The sequence below is a fragment of the Streptomyces sp. NBC_01481 genome, assembly GCF_026339995.1.
Taxonomy (GTDB): domain Bacteria; phylum Actinomycetota; class Actinomycetes; order Streptomycetales; family Streptomycetaceae; genus Streptomyces.
Genome location: NZ_JAPEPT010000002.1, coordinates 561,974 through 580,651, shown reverse-complemented (window position 1 = coordinate 580,651; position 18,678 = coordinate 561,974). Strand labels below are relative to the sequence as shown.

The following is an 18,678-nucleotide window of genomic DNA, read 5'->3' as shown; positions in this document are numbered from 1 at the left end:
TCAGTCCTCCTTCGGAGCATACGGGCGGAGGGCGTCGATCAGCAGCTCCACCCCGAAGGTGAACTCCGCATCGTGATCGATCACCGCGAGCTTCGGCGCGAGTTTTGCCACCGCCGGGAAGCCCGAGTTCGCGAGCTGCTCCGTGCGCTCCCGTACCACCGACTCGTCCTCACCCTTGACCGACGGCGAATGGAACTCCCGGAGCAGGGAGCCGACCTGGAAGGCGATGAGCAGCCGCAGGGCGTGCACGGCGGCGGCCTCGTCGAAGCCGTGGTCGAGCAGGACGGCGAGGGAGCAGTTGATGGTGGGGAGCGCGCCGGGCGAGGACAGCTGGCGGGTGAGGACGAGCTCGCAGGCGCGCGGGTGGCGCAGGGACGCCCGCCGGAAGGCGTGCGCGACCGAACGGATGCCGTCCTCCCAGCCGCCGCCGGAGCGGCGGGAGAGCTGCATGTCATGGGTGATGAACTCGGTGACTCCGTCGAGGACGTCCGCCTTGCTGTCGACATGGTTGTAGAGCGACATCGCCTGGACGCCGAGGGTGGTGGCGATCCGGCGCATGGAGAGCGCGTCCACGCCCTCGTTGTCGATGATCGTCAGCGCGGCCTCGACGATCCGCTCCCGGGACAGCGGCTCGCGGGGTTCCCGCTCCTCGCCAGGGGCGGATGTGTTGCGCTCCGTGGGGTGTTGACGGGATCTTCCGTCAGACATCGAGGGGCTCCTGGGTGGGTTTCGCGGACTCGTGCCCTACTCCTTGACGACTTACAGCGTAAGTGCTTCTCTCGGTTCCGTACTTACGGCGTAAGTACGGAATGGACTGGCCTGGAGGGCCCGGAAGATGAGCAAGGAAGCGCGCGAGGCACTCGTCCTTGCGCACATGGCGAGCGAGAACCGGCACGCGTACGACGACACCCGGAAGACCTTCGGTCACCCCCGGTACGAGATCGTCGCGACGGGTCAGCTCTTCGACGGGCCCGCGGAGGCCGCCGGTTACTACGAGGCGACCCGCAGGGCATGGCCCGTCCGGCGTGATGAACTGGTCTGCGAGCGCGTCCACTTCGCCCCCGCGACCGTGCCCGCCCGGCTCGGCTTCGCGCCGTCGCTCCTTCTCCCCGCGTAAGCCGGAGGCGCGCACGCATGTCTGTGCCCACCGTCCATCATCTCGACTGCGCCCCGATGCATCCGGTCGGCGGCGCCCCGCTGGTCGCCCACTGCCTGCTGGTGGAGACCGGCAGCAGCCTCGTCCTCATCGACACGGGCCTCGGCTCCGCGGATGTGGCCGACCCGCGGCGGCTCGGCACGTTCTTCCGGCGGACCATGCGGCCCCAACTGGCCATGGCGCACACGGCGTACCACCAGATACGGGCGCTCGGATACGACCCGCGCGACGTGCAGGACATCGTGCTCACGCATCTCGACCTCGACCACGCGGGCGGTCTCGCGGACTTCCCCGACGCGCGGGTGCATGTGATGGCCGACGAGTACCGCGCGGCGATGCGCCGCGACACGCGCCTCGACGCCGGCCGCTACGTCACCGCGCAGTGGATCCACGGCCCGCGCTGGACCGTCCACGACACGGCGGACTCCAACTGGCACGGCTTCGCGGCGTCCCGTGTCCTGCGCTTCCCGGACGTCCTGATGGTCCCGCTGCCGGGGCACACGCGGGGCCACTGCGCGGTGGCGGTCCAGCAGCCGGACCGCTGGCTGCTGCACGCGGGCGACGCGTACTTCTTCCACGGCGAGATGGACCTGCGCAGGCCGCGCTGCCCCCGCCCGCTGGCGCTGCACCAGCGGCTGGTGGCGGAGAACCACGGCCAGCGCCTCACGCAGCTGGAACGCCTGAGGGAGCTGCGCAGGGCGGACCCGAGGCTGATCCGGATCTTCTCCTCGCACGACGCGCAGGAGTTCGCGACGCTGAGCACGGAGAGTTTCGGCCACGTGAGGTGACGGGTCGGGGGTCCGGGACGCGGTGTGACATGCGCCCCCAACTATGGCCGTAGCGCTCGCAGTTGGGGTGCCGTCCCGTGGTCGGGGGAGGCCGGGACGGGCGCCTGAGGGACGCCCGCGGCCCGGCTGCCGCGGCGCAGGCCGATGAGCTTGGCGACCGTGTCCAGCCAGCGTGCGGCGCGCGCCTCGTCGTCTGGTGTGCCCGCGGCCTGCGCGGCGGTCTCCAGCCAGTCCCGCAGGTGGGCGGACGCGGCAGTGGACGGCAGGGGCTCGGGCAGTCCGGCCGCGTACGAGAGGCCGCCGGCCCTGACGATCTTCGCGACGTACGCCACCGAGCGCGGCAGCACTCCGAGCCGGTCGAGGGTGACGGCGGCGGCGATCGCACCATCGCCGAAGAGCGCGGTGCGGAACGTGGCGCGGCTGAGGCCGTGGCGCAGCAGCGCCTCGATGTCGGTGGTGGCGAGCACCTCGTCGTCGGTGCGTGGGGAGCGGTCGTGGACCATCGTCGTTCCGTTCCGGTCCGGCTCAGCGGACGGTGATCGTATAGAGGTAGTAGGCGGGTTCCTGGTCGGCGTTCCTCGGGGTGCTCGTGGCCGTCGGGACCGGCGACGCTGCGACCTCGTTGGCGCTGCTGCACCGGGCGTAGGGGCAGAACAGCAGCTTCACCGTCGCCTTCCCGGGCGAGAGTGCGGTGAAGTCGAAGAACTGAGCTCCGTCACTGACACTGTCGTCCTCGCGGAAGCCCCGGTACTCCAGGACTTCCGGGTCCGGGCGCGGGTCCGCCAGGTACCAGTTCTGGCCGAGCTCTGGGCTGGCCGGGACCTTCAGCGTGAACTTCTCGCCGTGGTCGACCGAGACAGTCCGCTCGTCGGTCTCGTACTCGGAGTCGCCGCAGCCGGTGAGGACGAGGAGCAGGGCGGCCAGCACGGGCGCCGTACGCAGGGAAGACGGCATGGACACCCTCAGTTCCGCTCGATGTAGACGGTTTCGACATCGCCGTGGTGGGCCTTTGAGTAGCGGTCGTCGGTGGCCGCGCTGAGGTCGCCGTTGATGAAGTCGTCCTCGCTCACCCACGCGGTGGTGCCCCAGGGGTTGTAGACCTGTAGCTTCCCGTCCTCGTGCCCGACGATCACCAGGCTGTGGCCGACCCAGTCGCCGTTCTCGTCCTTGCGGGAGATGTTGATGGGGACCGGCTTGCCATCGGCCACGGACTTCTCGATGTCGGGCAGGACACCGCGCCGGTCGTCGGCGCCGTCCATGTCCTGCGTGTCGTACTTGTCGCCGGTGTGCGGGCCGATCTCCTTGTTCGAGATCTCCTCCTGCCCGTCGGAGTCCATACCGGCCGGGTGGCGGTCCCACCACCAGCCGTCGTAATCGCCGTCGCCCTCCTCGTTCATCCGGAACTGCTCGTCGTGCAGACGCTCGCGGAAGTGATCGGGGTCATTGTCCTGGCCGTCGGGACCGCCGGTGAGCTCGAGGGCGTAGACCGGATCGACCAAGGCGCGCGCGGTGACCGTCGAGGACGGCACGCAGGTCGCGTCGTCCTGGGACCAATTCTCGTCACCGAACTTCTGGTCCTCCTTCCCCTTCTGCCCCGGGGTCATGCCGGTGGTGACCGGCGCCAGGTGCTCGTGGAGCCACGTCGAGTCCTTGCCGTGGATCTTCCCGCCGAACTTCTCGACCTCGCCGACGTCGTAGCCCGAGGCGAGGGCCTTCATGAGGTACGCCTTCTCCTGCGGGCTCGACGCGTTCGCCAGGAGCAGTTCCATACGGGCCCGTTCGGCGGGCGAGAGGTTCTCCATTGCGCGGCCCGAGCGTTCGAGGTCGTTGGCGCTGAGGATCTCGTTCAGTTCGGCGTCGCCGCCGACGTTGCTGGTGTCGGCGAGGGCGAGGCGGTCGGCGGCGGTCAGTTCGTCGGTGTCCATCTGGCCGGCGCGGGCCTCGGCGGCGAACTTGTTGAGGTCGCGGGCCGCGACGCGGGCGGCGTCGTCGGCGTCGGCGGCCGCCGTGTGGAGGTCGTCGACGCCGTGGGAGGCCAGCGAGCGGGCCCGCAGACGGAGGTCCTCCTCGTCGTCGTCCTCGTGCCAATCGTCGAAGAAGCCGTCCTTGCCGCCGAGCATGGTGCGGGCTTCGCGCAGCTTGCCGCGGCCGGTGCCGTCCTTGGTCTGCGCGATCTCCAGCGCGTCGGACAGCGCGATCAGTGCCTTGCCGCCGCCCTGGAACGCCTCGATCATCTGCTGGGCGTCGCGGGAGGCGGCGCCCACCACGTCGGAGGCGAGGACGCTCGTGTCGCCGACCCAGACCTGTGGCAGACCCTTGCGGGCGATCTTGTCGATCCGGTCGCTCACCTTGTCGGCCTCGTCGGTCTGGCCGGTGTAGCGCTTGCCCAGGGCCTCGATCACCTTCGGGTCGCCGACCGGTGCCGAGACGCCGAGGGCGTCCTCGATCGCGTCGATCAGGTCGTTCTTGCTGCCGGCCGAGGAGATGCGCCCGCGCAGGCCGTCGAGCTTCTGCCTGCGGTCGTTCGTGGATTCCGTCATGGACGCGTGCCCCGTCAGTAGGAGGCCAGCGCGGACGGGCGCTGGGCATGGGCCGGCATCGTGCTGACGCCCGGGTCGGCCGCCGAACCGACGGAGACGGCCTGGGCCCCCGTACGGACGTCGATGTCGGAACCGCGGTACGCGTGGCTGGAGAGGCGGACCTTGTCCGCGAGTTCGTGCAGGGCCGCTTCGAGGACCTTGGTCTCGGCCTCCCAGGCGGCCGCGAACGCGTTGAACGCGGGCCCGGTGTCGGAGCCGCCGAGGGCGTCCTGCGTGTAGCACATCGTGCTGGCGACGGCCTTGCGGATCTTGCCCACGTCGTTGCCGGAACCGTCCAGTTCGCCGGCCTGGCCCGACATGCCCTTGTGCCCGACCTGGTAGCCCTTCGCAGAGGTCATGACTTTTCCCCCGTTTCCCGCGTCCCCGACCCCGACGCACCTTCCGGACAGGGAAGTTGGGCCAGGTCACAACCGTCAGGAAGTTAGCAGATGACTGCCATGGACACGCCCGGCGCCACAGGTTCCCCACAGGGCTCCCGCGCATGTGCCACCGGCGACGAGCGTCGCCCACCGCAAGAGCCGAAGGTGCGGCACTCCGGCGGTCTCGGTGAGCCGCGGTGCTACGTGACCAGTACCTCGTAACGTCCGACCGTCGCAGGGCCAGCACCCCATCAACGACAGCAGACAGGCCCGGTGTTGGGCGCTCGCGGGCGGTTGGGCCTCGTACGGCCGAGCCTTCTGCGAGGCCCACCCGATCGAACTCCTCGAGCCCGCGCCCCCCGCCACCGCCCCACCCCCCACGCCCCCACCGCAATCCCCACCCCCACCCCCGCCACCCACCACGACGTCGTCCGCAGCGTCTCCGTGAGGGCGTCGTACACCGCCCCCGCCGCCGCGCGGTCGACGTCCGGGGGGAGGTCGTCCAGGGCGAGGCCGTGGCCGATCGTGACCGCGAGGCGCAGCAGGGCGCCGCCCACCGCGAGGGCGAGGCCGAGGCCGATCAGGGCGCGGACAACCCGGCGTGCGGCGAGCAGAACCGCGGCCACCGCGAGCAGCAGCGTCGCCACCGGCAGCCACACCCCCGCGATCTGCAGCCCGTCGAAGACCTTGCGCGCCACGCCGAGCTTGTCGGACTCCAGGATCGTGATCGGGGTGCGCTCCACGGGGATGTGGTCCGCGAACGGCACCCCTTCGTCGCTGAGCTGTTGCTTGACCTGCGCGATGACGGGCCCCAGGTCCATGCTCACGCTGTCCCCGTTGTCGCTGGTCAGCGTCTGCTCGACGGCGGTGTGCGCCGCGCGGTTGACCGTGTTCCAGGCAGTTTTGTAGGCGTCGGTGCCGGAGAAGGAGAACACGGCCTCGTGCAGCAGGTTCCGTACACCTTCGTGGAAGGGACCCGCGTCGAACTTCGCCATGGCCTCGTCGGTGATGCGGTCGGCGACGGCGTTCTGCACGGCGGGGTCGGCGGCGAGCGGCGCCATCGTGGCGACATAGCTTTCGGTGTCGCCCATCTCCCGGTCGGCCCAGACGGCGAGCGCGCTCAGCGGCGTCAGGAGGGCGACGAGGACGAGCAGCACCGCCGACGCCGCTGAGAGGAAACTCCGCACAGCTCAAGGGAACGCGGGCCGAGGGCCGCTCGCGAGCGGTGCGCCGCCGACCGGGCGGGTGCGCGGCGCAGTGGGGTGACTGGGCGTCAGCCGCCGCCGGGGCAGTCCAGTCCCGGGTCCATCGCCTGCAGGATGCGCACGCTGATCTCGCGGAGCTGGTCGAACTGTTCGGGCTCCAGCGCGTCGACGACGAGCGACCGTACGGCCGTCACATGCCCTGGCGCGGTCGCGACGACCTTGCCCCAGCCCTCGTCGGTGAGGACGGCGTTGGTGTAGCGGCCGTCCTCGGTGCAGGGCTCACGGCGCAGATAGCCGCGGTTCTCAAGGCGTTTGACGACATGGGAGAGGCGGGAGAGCGAGCCGTTGGCGAGTACGGCGAGGGTGCTCATCCGCAGGGTCCTGCCCGGGGACTCGGAGAGCCCGGCGAGCACGAGGTACTCGAACTGGTTCAGTCCCGCGTCTCGCTGCAGCTGAGCGTCCAGCGCGGCGGGCAGCTTGATCATGGCCGCGCTGAAGGCCCGCCAGGCGGCGAGCTCCCGCTCGTTCAGCCAGTGCGGGTCCTCCGGATCACGGTCGTGCGCGTTCATGGCATCGAGCCTACCCGAGTCACTTGACGTTTCAAGTGACCGCTTCTACGGTGAGGACCAACTGGGTTGAAGCTTCAACTCATCCCGCGATCCGAAGTCGAAGGAAGTCCCCGCCATGAACATCACCCTCTGGACGGTCGCGGGCCTGCTGGCCGCGCTCTTCCTCGCATCCGGCGCCGGCAAGCTCCTCCAGCCGAAGGCGAAGGTCGTCGCGAGCAGCGGCGCCTGGGCCGAGAGCTTCCCGCCCGGCGCGCTGAAGGGCATAGGCCTGGCGGAGGTGCTCGGTGCGATCGGGCTGATCCTGCCCGCCGTCTTGGACATCGCGCCCGCCCTCGTCCCGCTGGCCGCCACCGGCCTCGCCGTGGTGATGGTCGGTGCCGCCGTCACCCACGGCAGGCGCGGCGAGACCAAGAACGTCGCGGTCAACGCCGTACTCCTCGCCCTCGCCCTGGTCGTGGCCTGGGGCCGGTTCGGTCCGTACGCGTTCTGAGCCCGTCATCCCCGCCCGTCGTCCGAGCCTGTCGCCGGACTTGCCAGGCGGTGGGCGCGGGTGTGCTCTGAAAGGAGGACACGGGGGACGAGAGGAAAGGAGCTCTCCGCCATGGCCGCACACGCAGCGGTGCCCGCACGGCACCACGGTTCTCTCGGCTGGGCGATGCCCGTCAGCCTGGGCCTCGCCTACGGCACCTACGTGCTGTTCATCCGCCACGCCTGGGGTGACGTCACCTGGGGCGATGTCCTTTACGCCTTCGTCGCCGGCGTGATTCTCGCGGCGCTGGCGTTCGTTCTCGGCCGGACCCAGCACCTGCTGCCGCGTGAGCTGCGCGCCGGGGCGTACGGGGCACTGTGCGGCGTAGCCATGGGCTTCCTGTACAGCCTGACCGGCGCGAGCGTGCTGAGCTCCGTCGGGATAGGGGCGATCTTCGGCGCGGTGATGCTCGCCGTGTCCTTCTACCTCTTCTACATGAGAGAGGACTAGGGCCTGTCGTTCGGATCTTGCCGGGTTCGCGTGCCCTGGCACGCACTCCCCCGTAGCCCTTCGGGCACGGGAGGTGCCCCCATGCCGCGTTGCGTCAGTCGCCGACGCTCCGCGTCGGCTCCATCCTCCGCCTTGCGATCGCACGCACCAGACCCCGCTCACTGATCCGGCCTGATCCAAACGACAGGCCCTAGCGGGTGCCCCTGCCGGGGCACCCCCTGTGACGGCCTACGCGATACGGGCCGCCGGCACCCGCGCACCCGTCCTAACGCCCGCGCCGACGCTGCCGGTCATCAGGCCCGCGAGCTCACCACCCGCGCGTTCGATCCGCTGCGGCAGCGTGTCGGTGAGGGCGTCGCCCGTCCCGCCCCAGTCCTCCGAAGCCGCGTACACCGCCGTCGGCACGACCAGCGCCCGCAGATAGGCGAACAGCGGTCGCAGCGCGTGCTCCAGCACCAGCGAGTGCCGCGCCGTTCCACCGGTCGCAGCGATCAGCACCGGCTTACCGGTGAGGGCGTCGGGCTCGATCAGGTCGAAGAACGACTTGAACAGACCGCTGTACGAGGCCGAGAACACCGGCGTCACCGCGATCAGCCCGTCCGCCTCCGTCACCGCCTCGACGGCCTCGGCGAGCGCGGGCGCCGGGAACCCGGTCACCAGGTTGTTGGCGATCGGCACGGCCAGCTCGCGCAGCTCGACGACACGCACCTGCACGTCGATGTCCTGCTCGCCGAGCCCGCCGCGTACGGACTGAGTCAGCCGGTCGGCCAGCAGCCGGGTCGACGACGGCACGCTCAGCCCGGCCGACACGGCGACCAGCTTCAGCGTTGTCATGGATCATGCCTCCTTCGTGGCTACGGCTACGGCGGGGTGCGGCGGCGCGGTCTGAGGCACACCCGCCGGCCGCAGGTTCGCGAACTCCTTGCGCAGCACCGGTACGACCTCCTCGCCGAGGATGTCGAGCTGCTCCAGGACCGTCTTCAGCGGCAGTCCCGCGTGGTCCATCAGGAACAGCTGGCGCTGGTAGTCGCCCACGGCCTCGCGGAAGCCGAGCGTGCGCTCGATGACCTCCTGCGGGGAGCCGACGGTCAGCGGGGTCTGCTCGGTGAAGTCCTCGAGCGAGGGCCCGTGTCCGTAGACGGGTGCGTTGTCGAAGTAGGGCCGGAACTCGGCCACCGCGTCCTGGGAGTTCTTGCGCATGAAGACCTGCCCGCCGAGTCCGACAATGGCCTGCTCGGGGGTGCCGTGGCCGTAGTGCGCGTAACGCTTGCGGTAGAGCTCGACCATCTTCCTGGTGTGCTCCATCGGCCAGAAGATGTTGTTGTGGAAGAAGCCGTCGCCGTAGTACGCGGCCTGCTCGGCAATCTCGGGAGAACGGATGGAGCCGTGCCAGACGAACGGCGGGACGCCGTCCAGCGGGCGCGGCGTCGCGGTGAAGCTCTGCAGCGGCGTACGGAACTTGCCCTCCCAGTCCACGACGTCCTCGCGCCACAGCTTGTGCAGCAGGGCGTAGTTCTCCAAGGCGAGCGGGATGCCGTGACGGATGTCCTGACCGAACCACGGATAGACCGGCCCGGTGTTGCCGCGGCCCATCATCAGGTCGACCCGGCCGTCGGCCAGGTGCTGGAGCATCGCGTAGTCCTCGGCGATCTTCACCGGGTCGTTGGTGGTGATCAGCGTCGTGGAGGTGGACAGGATGAGGTTCTCGGTGCGGGCGGCGATGTGCCCGAGCAGGGTGGTGGGCGAGGAGGGCACGAAGGGCGGGTTGTGATGCTCACCGGTCGCGAAGACGTCGAGTCCGACCTCTTCGGCCTTCAGCGCGATGGCGACCATCGCCTTGATCCGCTCGTGCTCGGTCGGCGTACGGCCGTTGGTCGGATCGGTGGTCACATCGCCGACGGTGAAGATCCCGAACTGCATCGTGTTCGCCTCCAGGGGGTCCAGTTGGTTGAATCTTAAACTGCCAGCTGGAACGGAGGAGGGGTTTCGTCTATTCCGCCGCCCGTACTCTGGAGCGACGGAGTCACGGTGCCACGGAGTGACTGACGCAACGGTGACGCGAGGAGCGACGGGTGAGCGAGAGCGAGAGCTGGAAGGAGCGGGGGGTTGCGCTGCGGGTCTTCGTGTACATCTTCGCGACGCATCTGTTCGCCGGGTTCGTGTACCTGCTGTTCTACGTGGGGGAGCATGCGCAGAAGTAGGCGGACCCGCAGCACCCCGGACCGCCCGGCTCAGCCCCGCCCCGCCGCCGTCGCGAACAGCTGGCGGAACGCGTCCGCCGACTCCGAGCCCGAGCGGCCGAACGGTGCGTCGAAGTCCCAGACCAGGAAGAGCAGGAACGCGATCAGCGCGCTGAAGAGGCCGGCCATCAGCAGCTCCCTCGGCGTGCGGCCGATCTGCAGCGTGAAGATCAGGCCGACCGTCACCAGCGCGCCGGTGATCAGGCCGAACCACACCACACCCGGCAGCGTCGCCCCGGCGTTCTCCGCGCGGGCGTTGCGTGCGTCGTCCGCGATCGCGATCTGGTCGAGCATCGGCTGGTAGGCCTGCGCCTCCAGTTCGCCCGCGGGCGCCCTCTCCGCGATGCCGGTACGGACCGCCGCGAGCAACTCCGAGCCACGGTCGGGCAGTTCGTTGTGGTTGACCATCCTGGGCCATTCCACCCGGACGACATGGGAGACGTACTGGTTGATGTCCGCATGCAGCTTCTCCCGGACGTCGGGCGGATAGACCTGAGCCCGCTGGGACACCTCGTGCAGGGCCTGCGCCTCGCGCCGTACATCGTCCTGCGCGGCGCTCCGCGCCTCCCACACACCCGCGATGGCCAGACCGAGCACGATCGCGTACACGACGCCGACCATCATCGTCATGTATTCGAGGACGTCGGGCGTCTCGCTGCCGTCCTCCTCCGCCACCCCCGCCCTGCTCAGCCGGTACTGCCTGAACAGCACGATGACGAGGACGAAGGCGCACGCGGCGGCCATCGCGAGGACCAGGACCAGCCATTCCGACATGACAGTTCTCCGGAGGGTGTGTGGGGAGCCGGGGAGGGGACGGTGGTTCAGGAGCGGCCGCGCCCCGAGGTGGCGGACCGTGAGCGGGGTCGCAGCGCTGCGGCCGCCAGGACTGCCGGGGTGGTTGTCACCAGCATCAGGACCGTGAGCGGGGTCCCAGTGGCGGCCGGTTTCCCGGTCGCCCGGCGGTAGTTGCGTACGGCGTGGACGCGCGGCCGCGCTGTGGGCGTCGCCCCGGGAGCCGGAGCCGGAGCGGCAGGCGGATCCGCGACGGGTGCCTTCGAGGGGGCGGCCCCCGGGGGCTGGGGCGAGGGCGGCTCGGGCTCAACCGGCGCGGGCGACGGCGGCGGGGGCGGCGGGCCCGCCGGAGTGCTGGGCGGTGCCGGAGCCGACGGCACGGGCCGCGTGGGAGTGGGCACGGGAGCAGGTGTCGGCGTCGGTCTTGGCGCCGGCGGGCAGCTCCCGATGTGAACCGACAGCGGCCCGATGTCCACGCACACGGCGATGCCGCACCCCTGCGAGCCCAGAATCGCCACGATCCCCAGTACGCACAACTGCTTCCATCCCGCCACAACGGCACGCTACGGGCGCACGCCCTGGCCGGACTACCACCATCACCCGTACGACTGATCAGCACACTTGTCGGACTGTCGCGACCGAGTAGCCGAGATCACCCGACCTACTCTTTTGCACCTTGTTGCATAATCGCTTCGGGGTCGCTACAACTGGACCGTCGACCCCTGCGCGAGGAGGCGCCCCCCATGAGCCCGAACCCGAACCCGTACCCGCATCTGCTGAGCCCGCTCGACCTCGGGTTCACCACCCTGCCCAATCGGGTGCTCATGGGCTCCATGCACGTCGGCCTCGAAGAGGCGGAGAACGGCTTCGAGCGGATGGCCGCCTTCTACGCCGCCCGCGCCCTCGGCGGCGCCGGCCTCATCGTCACCGGCGGCATCGCGCCCAACGACCGCGGCCGTCCGTACGAGGGCGGCGCCAAGCTCACCACCGAGGCCGAGGCGGAGCAGCACAGGACCGTCACCGACGCCGTGCACGCCGAGGGCGGGCGCATCGCGATGCAGATCCTGCACTTCGGCCGGTACGCGTACCACGCGGACCTCGTCGCTCCGAGCGCCATCCAGGCACCCATCAGCCCTTTCGTCCCGCACGCCCTGACCGATGCCGAGGTCGAGGAGACCATCGAGGACTACGTACGGGCGGCACGGCTCGCGCAGTCCGCCGGGTACGACGGCGTCGAGATCATGGGCTCCGAGGGCTACTTCATCAATGAGTTCATCGCGGCTGCCACCAACCACCGCACCGACCGCTGGGGCGGCCCGTACGAGAACCGGATCCGGCTCCCCCTGGAGATCGTCCGCCGCACCCGCGAGCGCGTCGGCCCCGACTTCATCCTGATCTACCGCCTCTCCATGCTCGATCTCGTCCCCGGCGGCTCCTCGCTCGAAGAGGTGGTCACGCTCGCCAAGGAGATCGAGGCGGCCGGAGCGACGATCATCAACACCGGGATCGGCTGGCACGAGGCCCGTATCCCCACCATCGCGACCTCGGTGCCGCGCGGCGCGTACACCTGGGTGACCAGGAAGCTGATGGGTTCCGTCTCCGTCCCCCTGGTCACCAGCAACCGCATCAACACCCCCGAGGTCGCCGAGCAGCTGCTCGCCGAGGGCCGCGCGGACATGGTGTCGCTGGCCCGCCCGTTCCTCGCCGACCCCGAATTCGTCGCCAAGGCGCAGGCGGACCGCGCGGAGACCATCAACACCTGCATCGGCTGCAACCAGGCCTGCCTGGACCACACCTTCAGCGGGAAGATCACTTCCTGCCTGGTCAACCCGCGCGCCTGCCACGAGACCGAGCTGGTGCTCTCCCCGACCCGGCTGCGCAAGCGCGTCGCCGTGATCGGCGCGGGTCCCGCGGGGCTCGCCTGCGCGGTCTCGGCGGCCGAGCGCGGCCACGAGGTGACCCTCTTCGACGCGGCGGACGAGATAGGCGGCCAGCTGAACGTCGCCAAGCGGATCCCCGGCAAGGAAGAGTTCAACGAGACGCTGCGCTACTTCCGTACGCAGCTCGAACTGCACGGCGTCGAGGTCCGCCTCGGCGTCCGCGCGACCGCGGACGAGCTCGCGTCCGCCGCGTACGACGAGATCGTGGTCGCCACCGGGGTCACGCCCAGGACCCCCGAGATCGAGGGCGTCGACCACCCGAGCGTCCTCAGCTACCTCGACGTCCTGCGCGACGGAGCCCCCGTCGGCGAGCGGGTCGCAGTCATCGGCGCGGGCGGTATCGGCTTCGACGTCGCGGAGTTCCTGACCGACGGCGGCGAGGGCGCAAGCCTGGACGCCGAAACGTACTTCCGGCAGTGGGGCGTCGACACCGGCTACAGCGCGCGGGGCGGACTGAGGGCACCCGAGCGCCCGAAGCCGCCGCGGTCCGTCCACCTCCTGCAGCGCAAGAGCAGCAAGGTCGGCGCGGGTCTGGGCAAGACGACGGGCTGGATCCACCGGACGGAACTCAAGCACCGCGGTGTGACGATGACGGCCGGGGCGACCTACGAGCGCATCGACGACGAGGGCCTGCATGTCAGCGTCGACGGCACGACCACCGTGCTCCCCGTCGACACCGTCGTGCTGTGCGCCGGCCAGGAGCCGCAGCGCGGACTGTACGAGGAACTGAGCGCCGCGGGCCGCTCGGTGCACCTGATCGGCGGCGCGGACGTGGCGGCCGAGCTGGACGCCAAGCGCGCGATCGATCAGGGCACGCGGCTGGCGGCGAGGCTCTAGGTCGTGTGTTCAAAGTCCCGTCTGCCCGGCGACGCCTGGCACGCACCCTCGCCGCGTTGTCGTCAGTCGCCGATGCTCCGCATGGACTCTCCCCCTGCCTTCGGCGGGGGGACCCCCATCCTCCGCCTTGCGATCGCACGCACCAGACGCCGCCGGGCCCGCCCTTCGGGCGGACGACGCTACTTTGAAGACACTCCCTAGGGCATCCCTAGGATCTGGCCATGTCCCTCCCACACGCGATCCTCACGGCCCTGCTCGAAAAGCCCTCGTCCGGCCTTGAGCTGACCCGCCGCTTCGACAGGTCGATCGGCTACTTCTGGTCGGCCACGCACCAGCAGATCTACCGCGAGCTGGGGAAACTGGAGCAGGCGGGCCATATCCGGGCCCTTCCCGCCGCGCAGCCCACCCGCGGGCAGAAGAAGGAGTACGAGGTTCTGCCCGCGGGCCGCGAGGAGCTGACGGCCTGGGTCGCGAGGTCGGAGGACCCCAGACCGGCGCGCGACCCGCTGCTGCTGCGGCTGCGTGCTGCGGGTGTGGTGGGCAGCGCGGGTCTGGAGGCCGAGCTGGAACGCCATCTGGGGCTGCATCGGCGCCAGTTGGAGGAATATCTGGCGATCGAGGAGCGCGACTTCCCACCTGACCGGCAGGCGACGGAGCAGGACCGGCTGCGGCATGTGGTGCTGCGGGGCGGGATCGAGCTGGAGACGTTCTGGACGAAGTGGCTGACGGAGGCGCTCGCGGGCTTCCGTACGGGAGCCTGACGTTTCCGACGTCCGGCCTTCCGTCTCCTGCGGACGGAGTAGCTCGGCATGCGGCATCTGACGACCCGTGAGACGGTCGCCGCGTGACCGATTCCATGTTCGCCGTCTTCGTCGCGGCAGCTCTCGCTCTGATCGTGACCTCCGTGCGCGGCTTCTCCCGCGCCGGAGGTACGGACCCGTCCGCCGAGGCGCGCTCCGTGACGCTCGCTCTGTACGGCTGTGGTGTCGCCGTACTGACGTTGGCCCTGTTCATCGCGAAGACGTAGCACGGCAACGGGCATTGTCAGTGGCGGCTGGCACGATTGTTCGCATGACTGGGACGACTGTTTCGATCACCGACTACTGGGACGCCGCCGCGCCCGCCTTCGACGACGAGCCGGACCACGGTCTGCGCGCCGAACAGACGCGCACCGCATGGGCCGGGCGCCTGCGCTCCTGGGTTCCGTCCGGCCCGGCGGATGTGCTCGACGTGCTCGACGTCGGCTGCGGCACCGGGTCCCTGTCCCTGCTCCTCGCCGAGTGGGGCCACCGGGTCACCGGGGTCGACCTGGCGCCCCGCATGGTCGACGAGGCCCGCGCGAAGCTGGGCGCAGCGGGGTTCGCGGCCCGTTTCCTGGTCGGCGACGCGGCGCTGCCGCCGACGGGCGACGAGCGTTATGACGCCCTGCTCTCGCGGCACCTGCTGTGGACCCTTCCTGATCCCGAAGCCGCCCTGCGCGAATGGGTCCGGCGCCTGCGGCCGGGCGGTGTGCTGGTCCTGATCGAGGGCTGCTGGCGCGAGGCGGGCCAGACGGGTATGCCCTATGTGGCCGGAGCCGAGTCCCTGCCGTGGCACGGCGGCGTCGGCGCGAAGGCACTGGCGGCCGCGGTGCGCCCGCTCGTGGCCGCGCTGCGCATCGAACCACTCAGCGACGACCCGCAGTTGTGGGGACGCCCGGTGACGGACGAACGGTACGCGCTCATAGCCCAGGTCTAGGCAAACGCCCAGGTCTGGGACACCGCCCAGGGGTACGCTGACGCCGTGCCCCGAGTGGTGGAACTGACGTCCTATCCGGTCAAGGGATGCGCGGGCGTTGCGCTGACAGAAGCGCTGATGACCTCGGCGGGTCTCGCTCATGACCGCAGCTTCATGGTGGTCGGCGAGAACGGGGTGTTCCGCAGCCAGCGGCGCGATCCACGACTTGCGGTCGTCCGCCCCGCGATCACGGCCGACGGCGGACAACTCACGCTCCACGCCCCGGGTGTTGACCCCGTCCGTATCGACGTCGACCGGGCGTCGGCGCGGGTCGGGGTGGAGCTGTTCGGTACGGCGTACCAGGGCATCGACCAGGGCCGCGCAGCCGCCGACTGGCTCTCCGGCGTACTGGGCACACCGAGCAGACTCGTGTGCGTGCCGCCGGAACACGGGCGCCTGACGGACGGGTTGACGCCCGGCACCTCCGGCTATGCCGACAGCAGCCCGGTGCACATCCTGTCGGTCTCCTCCCTTCAGGCGCTGAACCGGCGGATCGCGCAGACGGGCTCCGGCCCGCTGCCGATGACCCGGTTCCGCCCGAACATCGTGGTCGACGGCTGGGACGAGCCGCATACGGAGGACCGGGCCCGGCGCATCACCGTCGGGAGTGCAGAGCTCGGTTACGCGAAGCTCGCGATCCGCTGTGCGGTCACCCTCGTCGACCAGAGCAGCGGCGCGAAGGCGGGCCCGGAGCCGCTGCGGACGCTCGCGGGCTATCGGCGGGTGGCCGAGGGCGGTGTGGCGTTCGGCTCGAAGTTCTCGGTGGTACGGACGGGCGAACTGGCCCTCGGCGATGACCTCGTCGTCGGCGAGTGGGACGGCTGAGGCGTCCGACCGGGGAGCCGACGAGCTCAGCCGGCCACGCTCTGCGCCGCCAGGTGCGAGGTGAACCAGTCCCGGGCGAGCTCGGCGACCCGGTCCAGGGCCCCCGGCTCCTCGAAGAGGTGCGTGGCGCCCGGCACGATCTCCAGCCGGTTCTCGCAGTGCAGCTGCGTCTGTGCCTGGCGGTTGAGATCGAGGACGAGGGCGTCGTGGCCGCCGACGATGAGGAGTGTGGGAGCGCGTACGTCGCCGAGGGAGGGCCCGGCGAGATCGGGGCGGCCGCCGCGGGAGACCACGGCCCCGATGTCCGCGCCGGAGTCCGTCATGGCGGCGGCCCGCAGCGCCGCCGCCGCTCCGGTGCTCGCTCCGAAGTAGCCGATCGGGAGGGATTCGCGGTCCCGCAGCCAGCGGGTGGCGTCGGCCAGCCGCCGGGCCAGGGTCTCGATGTCGAAGACGTTGGCCCGGTCCGACTCCTCGGCGGGAGTGAGCAGATCGAAGAGCAGCGTGCCCAGGCCCGCCCGGTTCAGGGTGCCCGCCACGAAGCGGTTGCGGGGGCTGTGGCGGCTGCTGCCGGAGCCGTGGGCGAACATCACGACCGCCGCGGCACCTGCCGGCAGGGTGAGGTCCCCGGCGAGAGCGACCCCTCCCGCGTCCACATCCACCTCGGCCTCGGAGCCTGTCGAGGCGCCGTGCGCCGACGCCTGTGCGAGCAGCGAGGCGACCTCCTCGTCGGGAGTCTGTGAGAAGTCCATGTACCACTCGCCGACGGCGCGGAAGGCGCGCGGCGTGGACAGGCACACCACCTCGTCCGCCTCAACGCGCAGCCACTCGACGGCGTCGGGCGGTGCGACCGGCACGGCCAGCACCACGCGGCCCGCGCCCTGTGCCTGTACGACCTGGCAGGCCGCCGCGGCCGTGGCGCCGGTCGCGATCCCGTCGTCCACGATGATCACGGTCCGGCCGGTGAGTGCGAGCCGCGGCCGGTCGGCCCTGAAGCGCCTCGCCTGCCGCGCGAGCTCCGCCTCCTCGGCCCGCTCGACCGACTTGAGCTCGTCCTGCCCCGCCCTGCTCATACGGACGATGTCGTCGCTGATGACCCGCACCCCGCCCTCGCCGATGGCCCCGAATCCCAGCTCCCGGTGGTACGGGACCCCCAGTTTGCGGACCACGATCACATCGAGCGGCGCCCCGAGCGCCCGCGCCACCTCGAAGGCCACCGGCACTCCGCCCCGGGGCAGGCCCAGAACGACGGGCTCCTCCCCCTGTACGTGCCGTAGCGCTTCGGCAAGCTGTCGTCCTGCATCGGTGCGGTCGGTGAAGAGCACGGTGGTTCACTTCCCCGCGCGTATTGCCCCTTTTGTGGCTATTTTACTAGGCGGCGATACGGTCCTCCGTATGGAACGCATCGGAGCCGCCCTGATCGACATCGACGGCGTACTCACCGTGTCCTTCAAGCCACTGCCCGGAACCGTGGAGGCCATGCAGCGCCTGCGGGCCGCCGGCGTCCCGCTGGCGCTGGTCACCAACAACACCTCACGCACCCGCGCCACGATCGCCGCGAAACTCGCCTCGGCGGGCTACCCGGTCACCGCCGGTGACATCCTCACGGCCCCCGCCGTCACGGCCGCGTACCTGCGCGAGCACCACCCGGGCGCCCACTGCCTGTTCCTCAACAGCGGCGACGTCCAGGACGATCTCGACGGCGTGACACTCGTCCCCGAGGCCGACGACACCGCCCCCGACGTGGTCGTCTTCGGCGGTGCGGGCAAGGAGTTCACCTACGCCTGTCTCAACCGCGCCTTCCGCGAACTCCAGCGCGGCATCCCGCTGATCGCCATGCACCGCAACCTCTACTGGCGCACGTCAGGGGGCCTCGACCTCGACACCGGGGCCTTCCTGCTCGGCCTGGAGCGAGCCGCCCGCGTCGAGGCGACAGTCACCGGCAAGCCCGCGGAGGCGTTCTTCGCCACCGCCCTGGCACACCTCGGAGTCACCGCGTCCGAGGCCCTGATGGTGGGCGACGACATCGAGTCCGACGTCCTCGCGGCGCAGCGCTGCGGCATCACCGGGGTCCTGGTCAAGACGGGCAAGTACCTCCCGGAAACCCACGCGTCGGCTTCGGGCACCCCCGACCATGTCCTCGACTCCTTCGCCGACCTGCCCGCGCTGATGGAACGGGCGGGCCGATGAGGCTGACTCCCGAGGATGCGCGAGCGCGGTTCGCGGCGGCACCGGTCGCCCGCCTGGCCACGGTCGGGAGCGAGGGCACGCCGCATCTGGTGCCGTTCACCTTCGCCGTGGAGGGCGACCTGGTGTGCTTCGCGGTCGACCAGAAGCCCAAGAGCACTCGCGATCTGCGGCGGCTGCGCAATATCCGCGCCAACGATCAGGTGTCGGCACTCGCCGATCACTACGCGGACGACTGGTCCCGGCTGTGGTGGGCGCGGGCCGACGGGCATGCCGAGGTGGTCGAGGAGGGTGAGCGGCTCTCCGCTGTCATGGAGCTGCTGCGCGCCAAGTACGTGCAGTACCGGGAGCGTTCTCCTGAGGGGCCGGTCGTCGTGATCAGCGTGACTCGCTGGTCCGGCTGGGCCGCCACCTGACGGCCCCGGCCG

24 protein-coding genes are annotated in these 18,678 nt (G+C 70.6%); 12 read left to right on the top strand and 12 right to left on the bottom strand.

What is annotated here, in order from left to right; all coding sequences use genetic code 11:
* Positions 1-708, bottom strand: a complete 708-nt coding sequence (locus OOK40_RS13205) for a TetR/AcrR family transcriptional regulator C-terminal domain-containing protein (RefSeq protein WP_266480240.1) — start codon at positions 706-708, stop codon at positions 1-3.
* Between the two features lie 127 nt (positions 709-835).
* Here OOK40_RS13205 and OOK40_RS13200 point away from each other — a divergent pair, with 127 nt between their 5' ends.
* Both OOK40_RS13200 and OOK40_RS13195 read left to right on the top strand, forming a co-directional pair.
* On the top strand, positions 836-1,117 hold the full coding sequence (locus tag OOK40_RS13200; RefSeq protein WP_266480237.1) for a hypothetical protein: 282 nt from the start codon (positions 836-838) through the stop codon (positions 1,115-1,117).
* Between the two features lie 17 nt (positions 1,118-1,134).
* Positions 1,135-1,944, top strand: coding sequence for an MBL fold metallo-hydrolase (locus OOK40_RS13195; RefSeq protein ID WP_266480235.1), 810 nt, complete (start codon positions 1,135-1,137; stop codon positions 1,942-1,944).
* Between the two features lie 41 nt (positions 1,945-1,985).
* Here OOK40_RS13195 and OOK40_RS13190 read toward each other — a convergent pair whose 3' ends face one another.
* The 6 genes from OOK40_RS13190 to OOK40_RS13165 all read right to left on the bottom strand — a co-directional run bounded on the left by OOK40_RS13190 (position 1,986) and on the right by OOK40_RS13165 (position 6,677).
* Positions 1,986-2,447, bottom strand: coding sequence for a hypothetical protein (locus OOK40_RS13190; protein ID WP_266480232.1), 462 nt, complete (start codon positions 2,445-2,447; stop codon positions 1,986-1,988).
* A gap of 22 nt (positions 2,448-2,469) precedes the next feature.
* Positions 2,470-2,898: a hypothetical protein gene (locus OOK40_RS13185; protein WP_266480230.1), complete on the bottom strand. Its 429-nt coding sequence runs from the start codon at positions 2,896-2,898 to the stop codon at positions 2,470-2,472.
* A gap of 8 nt (positions 2,899-2,906) precedes the next feature.
* Positions 2,907-4,484 carry a peptidoglycan-binding protein gene (locus tag OOK40_RS13180; RefSeq protein ID WP_266480228.1) on the bottom strand — a complete coding sequence of 526 codons (1,578 nt, stop codon included), beginning with the start codon at positions 4,482-4,484 and terminating at the stop codon, positions 2,907-2,909.
* A 14-nt stretch (positions 4,485-4,498) separates the two neighbouring features.
* Positions 4,499-4,882, bottom strand: coding sequence for a hypothetical protein (locus OOK40_RS13175; RefSeq protein WP_266480225.1), 384 nt, complete (start codon positions 4,880-4,882; stop codon positions 4,499-4,501).
* A 272-nt stretch (positions 4,883-5,154) separates the two neighbouring features.
* Complete coding sequence (locus tag OOK40_RS13170) at positions 5,155-6,090, bottom strand: hypothetical protein (RefSeq protein ID WP_266480223.1); 936 nt, start codon at positions 6,088-6,090, stop codon at positions 5,155-5,157.
* An 86-nt stretch (positions 6,091-6,176) separates the two neighbouring features.
* Positions 6,177-6,677, bottom strand: coding sequence for a MarR family winged helix-turn-helix transcriptional regulator (locus OOK40_RS13165; RefSeq protein WP_266480221.1), 501 nt, complete (start codon positions 6,675-6,677; stop codon positions 6,177-6,179).
* A 115-nt stretch (positions 6,678-6,792) separates the two neighbouring features.
* Between OOK40_RS13165 and OOK40_RS13160 the strand changes: the two genes are divergently transcribed.
* Both OOK40_RS13160 and OOK40_RS13155 read left to right on the top strand, forming a co-directional pair.
* A complete protein-coding gene (locus OOK40_RS13160; RefSeq protein WP_266480219.1) occupies positions 6,793-7,167 on the top strand; it encodes a DoxX family protein in 375 nt (124 codons plus the stop codon).
* A gap of 111 nt (positions 7,168-7,278) precedes the next feature.
* On the top strand, positions 7,279-7,656 hold the full coding sequence (locus OOK40_RS13155) for a hypothetical protein (RefSeq protein WP_266480217.1): 378 nt from the start codon (positions 7,279-7,281) through the stop codon (positions 7,654-7,656).
* 228 nt (positions 7,657-7,884) lie between these two features.
* On the opposite strand, the gene OOK40_RS13150 is transcribed toward OOK40_RS13155, so the two are convergent.
* Entirely contained in the window at positions 7,885-8,490 is a 606-nt protein-coding gene (locus OOK40_RS13150; protein WP_266480215.1) for an FMN reductase, read from the bottom strand.
* Positions 8,491-8,493: 3 nt separating this feature from the next.
* The gene (locus tag OOK40_RS13145; RefSeq protein WP_266480213.1) at positions 8,494-9,576 is read right to left on the bottom strand and encodes an LLM class flavin-dependent oxidoreductase; all 1,083 of its coding nucleotides are present in this window, start codon (positions 9,574-9,576) and stop codon (positions 8,494-8,496) included.
* A gap of 152 nt (positions 9,577-9,728) precedes the next feature.
* Between OOK40_RS13145 and OOK40_RS13140 the strand changes: the two genes are divergently transcribed.
* Complete coding sequence (locus OOK40_RS13140; RefSeq protein WP_222123134.1) at positions 9,729-9,857, top strand: DUF6126 family protein; 129 nt, start codon at positions 9,729-9,731, stop codon at positions 9,855-9,857.
* 30 nt (positions 9,858-9,887) lie between these two features.
* Here the strand turns inward: OOK40_RS13140 and OOK40_RS13135 are convergent, their stop codons facing one another.
* Positions 9,888-10,670 carry a DUF4239 domain-containing protein gene (locus OOK40_RS13135; RefSeq protein WP_266480205.1) on the bottom strand — a complete coding sequence of 261 codons (783 nt, stop codon included), beginning with the start codon at positions 10,668-10,670 and terminating at the stop codon, positions 9,888-9,890.
* 324 nt (positions 10,671-10,994) lie between these two features.
* Positions 10,995-11,168: a hypothetical protein gene (locus OOK40_RS13130; RefSeq protein ID WP_266480203.1), complete on the bottom strand. Its 174-nt coding sequence runs from the start codon at positions 11,166-11,168 to the stop codon at positions 10,995-10,997.
* A 263-nt stretch (positions 11,169-11,431) separates the two neighbouring features.
* Between OOK40_RS13130 and OOK40_RS13125 the strand changes: the two genes are divergently transcribed.
* The 5 genes from OOK40_RS13125 to OOK40_RS13105 all read left to right on the top strand — a co-directional run bounded on the left by OOK40_RS13125 (position 11,432) and on the right by OOK40_RS13105 (position 16,066).
* Positions 11,432-13,465, top strand: a complete 2,034-nt coding sequence (locus tag OOK40_RS13125; RefSeq protein WP_266480201.1) for an NADPH-dependent 2,4-dienoyl-CoA reductase — start codon at positions 11,432-11,434, stop codon at positions 13,463-13,465.
* A gap of 221 nt (positions 13,466-13,686) precedes the next feature.
* Positions 13,687-14,226, top strand: coding sequence for a PadR family transcriptional regulator (locus tag OOK40_RS13120; protein ID WP_266480199.1), 540 nt, complete (start codon positions 13,687-13,689; stop codon positions 14,224-14,226).
* An 83-nt stretch (positions 14,227-14,309) separates the two neighbouring features.
* Positions 14,310-14,492, top strand: coding sequence for a hypothetical protein (locus OOK40_RS13115; protein ID WP_266480196.1), 183 nt, complete (start codon positions 14,310-14,312; stop codon positions 14,490-14,492).
* Positions 14,493-14,536: 44 nt separating this feature from the next.
* The gene (locus OOK40_RS13110; RefSeq protein ID WP_266480192.1) at positions 14,537-15,202 is read left to right on the top strand and encodes a class I SAM-dependent methyltransferase; all 666 of its coding nucleotides are present in this window, start codon (positions 14,537-14,539) and stop codon (positions 15,200-15,202) included.
* A gap of 45 nt (positions 15,203-15,247) precedes the next feature.
* Positions 15,248-16,066, top strand: coding sequence for an MOSC domain-containing protein (locus OOK40_RS13105; RefSeq protein WP_266480189.1), 819 nt, complete (start codon positions 15,248-15,250; stop codon positions 16,064-16,066).
* 26 nt (positions 16,067-16,092) lie between these two features.
* Here the strand turns inward: OOK40_RS13105 and OOK40_RS13100 are convergent, their stop codons facing one another.
* Complete coding sequence (locus tag OOK40_RS13100) at positions 16,093-17,388, bottom strand: phosphoribosyltransferase (RefSeq protein WP_266480187.1); 1,296 nt, start codon at positions 17,386-17,388, stop codon at positions 16,093-16,095.
* A 70-nt stretch (positions 17,389-17,458) separates the two neighbouring features.
* On the opposite strand from OOK40_RS13100, the gene OOK40_RS13095 reads away from it, so the two are divergent.
* Together OOK40_RS13095 and OOK40_RS13090 are read left to right on the top strand one after the other, a co-directional pair.
* Positions 17,459-18,253, top strand: coding sequence for an HAD-IIA family hydrolase (locus OOK40_RS13095; RefSeq protein WP_266480184.1), 795 nt, complete (start codon positions 17,459-17,461; stop codon positions 18,251-18,253).
* Positions 18,250-18,666: a TIGR03668 family PPOX class F420-dependent oxidoreductase gene (locus OOK40_RS13090; RefSeq protein ID WP_266480181.1), complete on the top strand. Its 417-nt coding sequence runs from the start codon at positions 18,250-18,252 to the stop codon at positions 18,664-18,666. Before OOK40_RS13095 ends, OOK40_RS13090 begins: the two co-directional genes overlap by 4 nt.
* Positions 18,667-18,678: the final 12 nt, after the last annotated feature.